Below are 5,118 nucleotides of genomic sequence, written 5' to 3' on the forward strand. Positions count from 1 at the left end.
CCCGTTCGACTAGCCCACGAGACTCCATCAGATAATACAACCCTCGCGTCCGTTTGACATCATGAAATTGCAGATCGAGCAGAAATACGCGAGGATCATCCCATCCGCATCCTTTCTTATCGATATAGGATTGGATCAGATGCCTTTTCGTCACCCAATCGACTTCGCGCACCAACTGCATCGGGTCATCTTCGAGCCTGTCCAGAATCGTCGCCCATCGCTGCCAGATATCCTCGAGAATCGGATCATGATCTTGTTGGGCCAAATACTCCTTTGCCCTTTCCAGGTAAACCCGCTGAATCTCAACTGCGGTCATCTGCCGGCCGTCATCCAACCTGACCTTCCGTTTGACGGTCGGGTCGCGAGAGATTTCCCTGATCGCTTTGACCGGGTCTTCCAGTTCCATCCCGTGGACGGCATATCCTTCCTCGACCATCGACAAGACAAGCGTGGCGGTCCCGACCTTGAGATAGGTCACCAACTCTGACATGTTGGAATCGCCGACAATGATGTGCAGACGCCGATAGCGCTCGGCATCGCTATGCGGCTCATCGCGCGTATTGATGATGCTTCGGGACGAGGTTGTCGAGGAGGAAGTCTTCTCATGAATATGCTGCGCCCGTTGAGAGATGAAGTACTGGGGTTTCCCGGACACTTTCAGCACCTTCCCCGCTCCACTGTAAATTTGTCGGGTCACGAAGAAGGGGATCAACTGTTCCGTCACCTTCCAGAAATCGACGTCCCGTCGCATCAGAAAATTTTCATGGCACCCGTAAGTGTTGCCCAGGGAATCGGTGTTGTTCTTGAAGATGTAGATTTCCCCTGAAAGTCCTTCCTCCCGCAACCGCTCCTCTGCCGCTGGCAAACAGGCTTCCAGCAAGCGCTCACCCGCCTTATCGTGAACGACGAGGTCAAGGATATTGTCGCACTCCGGCGTGGAGTATTCAGGATGACACCCGGTGTCTTGATAGAATCTGGCTCCGTTCACCAGGAAGGCATTGGAAGGCCAACTGTTTGGAATGAGCCCTTCGAAAATATAACCCAGCACCTTCTCCATAGGCAGATAGATCCGCCCGTTCGGAGAGAAGATCAGCCCGTACTCGTTCTCCAGGCCAAAGATCCGTTGTTTCATGGGGCCGGGGGATATCATAGGGAATGAAAACAGAATACACGGCAGATGGCGCTTCTTCAACAGAAGCCCGTGATTTACCCTCGAAGCGCCTTAGGAAAGGAGTTGCTTGGTTTCGATCGGAGTATACCGCCGGAACTTCCGGTTATCCCTCGTGCGGTCCAGCACAGCCACCTCCATATTTTCGAGTGACAGTTTCTGATTTCCCGTCTGTTCAAGCGTCCCAATACACAGACCCAACGCTGTTTTCAAATCTGGCAGCTGCTCCCTCACCTTTTCCTTTAAGACCGCCTGGACGGCCTCGGACTTGCCGCCGATCACCGCGAACAGTTTTTCATCGATGATGCTCCCGTCGAAGGAAATCCGGTACATCTCGTTACTGTGGCCGTTGTGGCCGATCTGCACGACGAGGATCTCCACCTCGAGCGGCTTCATTTCCTGGCTGAATATAGTCCCGAGGCTCTGCGAGTAGCCGTTCGCGAGGGAGCGCGCTGTCACATCCTCTCGGCTGTACATGAAGCCCTTCAAGTCCGCATGCCGGATACCGGCCTTGCGCAGGTTTTCGAACTCGCTGTACTTGCCCGCTCCGGCGAAAGCGATGTTGTCGTAGACCTCGGAGATTTTGTGGAGCGTCGCGCTGGGATTCTCGGCGGCGAGCAGAATGCCGTTCACATACTCCATGGCGATGATGGACCGGCCTTTGGCAATGCCCTTCTTGGCATACTCAGCCTTATCCTGCATCATCTGCTCGGGTGAAACGTAATAGGGCAACGGCATGGTTACTTCTCCTTGACGCGCCGGCCGGCAATCATCTCGTCGTAGATCGAGCGGATCTGTGATTCCGCCACATCGGTAATCCCGTCAGCATTCACGATCTTGGCCGTGGGATAGATGCCGCGAACCAAATCAGGCCCGCCGGTTCCGACGTCGTCATCCGCCGCATTGTAGAGCGCGAGAAGGGCAAGCTTCAGGGCATCCCCTTCCACCATTCCCTTCTTGAAATGCTCCCGCATGGTGTTGCGTGCGTCTTTTCCTCCGGACCCGACGGCGTGGTAATCGCCTTCTTCGTAACGCCCGCCCGCCAGGTCATATTTGAAGATGCGGCCTTCCGTCCGCTTGTGATCGTAACCCACGTAGAGCGGCATGACGACGAGCCCCTGGAAGACCATCGGCAGATTCGCCTTGACCATCTGGCCCAGCTTGTTGGCTTTTCCTTCGCAGGAGAGCTGCATTCCCTCAAGCTTCTCGTAATGCTCGAGCTCGGTTTGAAATAGCTTGGCCATTTCGATGCAAGGGCCTGCAGCACCGGCAATAGCCATAGCGGAAAAGTCGTCAATCTTGAAGACCTTTTCGATCCGCCGTTCGGCGATTTGAAAACCTTCCGTGGCACGGCGATCGCCCGCAATCACAACCCCCTGCTGATACTTGATCGCCAACACAGTGGTCGCATACGGCACCACGATGGAACCGCCGGCTCGCGAAGCATCCGAGGCGAGGTTCTGCTGTTCCGGCCAGCGTCGTCCACCCGGCGTCAGCTCGGGATGCTGCACTTTCAGAAAATCGAAGAAGCTGGAATCGTCGTGGTTGGGCAGAAACGGCAGTTTCATGATGCCTTCAGCCTGGCCAACAGCGCATCGACTGTGTCTGATTGATCAAGCAGGTCGGCAGTGAGCGAAGCGGTGCCTCTCAAAGGATCCATCAACGGAATTTTCTTTATCGTTGTGTTGCCGACGTCGAACAACACAGACGTCCAACTCGCTCCGTAGATCGACTTGGAAAATTTGCTGACGCAACGCCCCCGGAAATACGCTCTTGTCCCTGGAGGAGGTGTGAACTCTGATCTCGTCACTTCGATATCCTGCACGACGCGTTCGATGAGATGACTCCGCTCCAGTGTGTAATAGAGGCCCTTATCCGGCCGAATATCATGGTATTGCAAATCCATCAGCCGCACGCGCGGATCGTCCCATCCGCATCCCTTTCGGTCCATGTAGGATTCGATCATATGGCGTTTGGCAGCCCAATCCAACTCATGGGCGACGGACCGAGGATCGCGTTCCAGCTTGTCAAGTACATCCTCCCATCGCACCAAAACGTCTTTCGTGATCTGGCTCAGCTCGTTGCAGGCATAGAAATCCATCGCCGCCTTCAAATATGCTCGCTGGATCCCGATCGCGGAGGTCGAGCGCCCCCTTGCCAGTTTCAGCGTGCCCTTCATCGTCAAGTCCCGTGAAACCTGCTTGATGCTAAGAACGGGATCCTCCAATTCGAATTGTGGGAGATCCACACCGGCCTCGATGAGATCCAAGACGATCGCCAACGTTCCGACCTTTAGATACGTCGAAAGCTCGGCCATGTTGGCATCGCCAACAATCACGTGAAGACGACGGTACTTGCCGTAATCAGCGTGAGGTTCGTCCCGGGAGTTCACGATGGGGCGCTTGACCATCGTGTTGAGATCGACCAGACACTCGAAAAAGTCCGCCCGCTGCGAGATCTGGAAATCCGCTGGTGTGGTCTGATTCTCTGCACCGACTTTACCCGCCCCCGCAAAAATCAACCTGGTAACGAAAAACGGAGCTAGGACCTTGACAATCCGATCGAACGGCACGGATCGCGAAACCATATAATTTTCGTGATAGCCGTAGCTGTTGCCCTTCCCGTCCGAATTGTTCTTATACAGCAGGAACTGCTCGCGCCCACGTGCACGCACGATCTCGGCAAGGCACTGCGCCATGATGCGTTCACTGATCCGCTCATACGCGACGATTTCTCGCGGGTTGGTGCATTCAGGCGTGGAGTACTCAGGATGCGCGCCGTCGACGTAAAGGCGTCCGCCATTTGCCAGCACCTTGTTCAGTTGGCGGTTATAGTCCGGATTCGGCCGTTCCCTTTCTCCCTCGACTTCAAAGCCTCGGGCATCGAGGAGCGGGTTTTCATTCTCATAGTCCCACACCGCATGGGGAACTGAAATTCCGGGATAATGCGCAATAACAGACAGCGAGTTGGAAATCGGATCTGTCGCAGCGGCATCCCGGGAGGCAATACCGAATTCCGTCTCCGTTCCCAATACTCGAGGAGTCGTCAAGACTGTTGATTCCCGCATGTTCTCGATCTTAGAGATAGTGGCCGGTCGTTACAGTTTCAATTTGACGTGATTCGGCGGGTCCGCCGCTGATTGTCCGAATGTGCACGATCTTCTCGCCTTTCTTTCCTGCCACCTTGGCCCAGTCGTCAGGGTTTGTGGTATTTGGAAGATCTTCGTGCTCTTTGAACTCTTCCCTGATCGCCCGGATCAGATCTTCCGAACGGAGGCCCCGCCCTTCCTGTGCGATGGCTCGCTTCACTGCATATTTCTTGGCACGTGAGACGATGCCTTCGATCAAGGCACCGCTTGCGAAGTCCTTGAAATAGAGCAGTTCTTTCTCCCCGTTGGCATAGGTCACTTCAATGAACTTGTTCTCTTCGGAAGTGGCGTACATCGCGTCGACGGTTAGATTCGTCAAATAGTCTACAAATGCCTGGGGATCTCCTCCGTGGCGTTTGAGTTCCTCTTCATCGAAAGGCAAACCCGCCCCCACATACTTGCTGAAAATGTCTTTGGCTGCGGAGGCATCTGGACGACCGACCTTCACCTTTACATCCAAACGCCCGGCCCGCAACACGGCGGGGTCGATGAGATCTTGGCGATTGCTTGCGCCGATGACGATTACGTTGCGGAGGCTTTCGACCCCGTCTATCTCCGAGAGGAACTGCGGCACGATAGTAGATTCGATGTCCGAGGAAATCCCGCTTCCCCGCGTACGGAACAAAGCGTCCATTTCATCAAAGAAGACGATCACGGGATTGCCATCCGCCGCCCGCTCTTTGGCTTTCTTGAATACCTCGCGAACTTGACGCTCAGATTCACCCACATACTTGTTAAGCAACTCCGGCCCCTTCACATGCAGGAAATAACTTCGGACTTCCTTGCCGGTTAAATGTCCGAG

5 protein-coding genes are annotated in these 5,118 nt (G+C 54.9%); all 5 read right to left on the reverse strand.

Features of this window, described 5'->3' with window-relative positions; genetic code table 11:
* Positions 1-1,132, reverse strand: a 1,132-nt coding sequence (locus ACWVCN_RS12890) for a proteasome accessory factor PafA2 family protein (protein WP_455246228.1), incomplete at its 3' end; no start/stop codon positions are given.
* Positions 1,133-1,222: 90 nt separating this feature from the next.
* On the reverse strand, positions 1,223-1,906 hold the full coding sequence (gene prcA, locus ACWVCN_RS12895; RefSeq protein ID WP_455246230.1) for a proteasome subunit alpha: 684 nt from the start codon (positions 1,904-1,906) through the stop codon (positions 1,223-1,225).
* A gap of 2 nt (positions 1,907-1,908) precedes the next feature.
* The gene (gene prcB / locus ACWVCN_RS12900; RefSeq protein WP_455246232.1) at positions 1,909-2,736 is read right to left on the reverse strand and encodes a proteasome subunit beta; all 828 of its coding nucleotides are present in this window, start codon (positions 2,734-2,736) and stop codon (positions 1,909-1,911) included.
* A complete protein-coding gene (gene dop / locus ACWVCN_RS12905; protein WP_455246234.1) occupies positions 2,733-4,235 on the reverse strand; it encodes a depupylase/deamidase Dop in 1,503 nt (500 codons plus the stop codon). Before dop ends, prcB begins: the two co-directional genes overlap by 4 nt.
* 10 nt (positions 4,236-4,245) lie before the next feature.
* A partial coding sequence (locus ACWVCN_RS12910) for an AAA family ATPase (protein ID WP_455246235.1) occupies positions 4,246-5,118 on the reverse strand: 873 nt, incomplete at its 5' end.

The organism is Petrachloros mirabilis, assembly GCF_975968855.1.

What these genes read in the sequence shown, in the direction of transcription:
- prcA (WP_455246230.1), bottom strand. Translation starts at nt 1,906, where the DNA reads ATGCCGTTGCCCTATTACGTTTCACCCGAGCAGATGATGCAGGATAAG.
- prcB (WP_455246232.1), bottom strand. Translation starts at nt 2,736, where the DNA reads ATGAAACTGCCGTTTCTGCCCAACCACGACGATTCCAGCTTCTTCGAT.
- dop (WP_455246234.1), bottom strand. Translation starts at nt 4,235, where the DNA reads ATGCGGGAATCAACAGTCTTGACGACTCCTCGAGTATTGGGAACGGAG.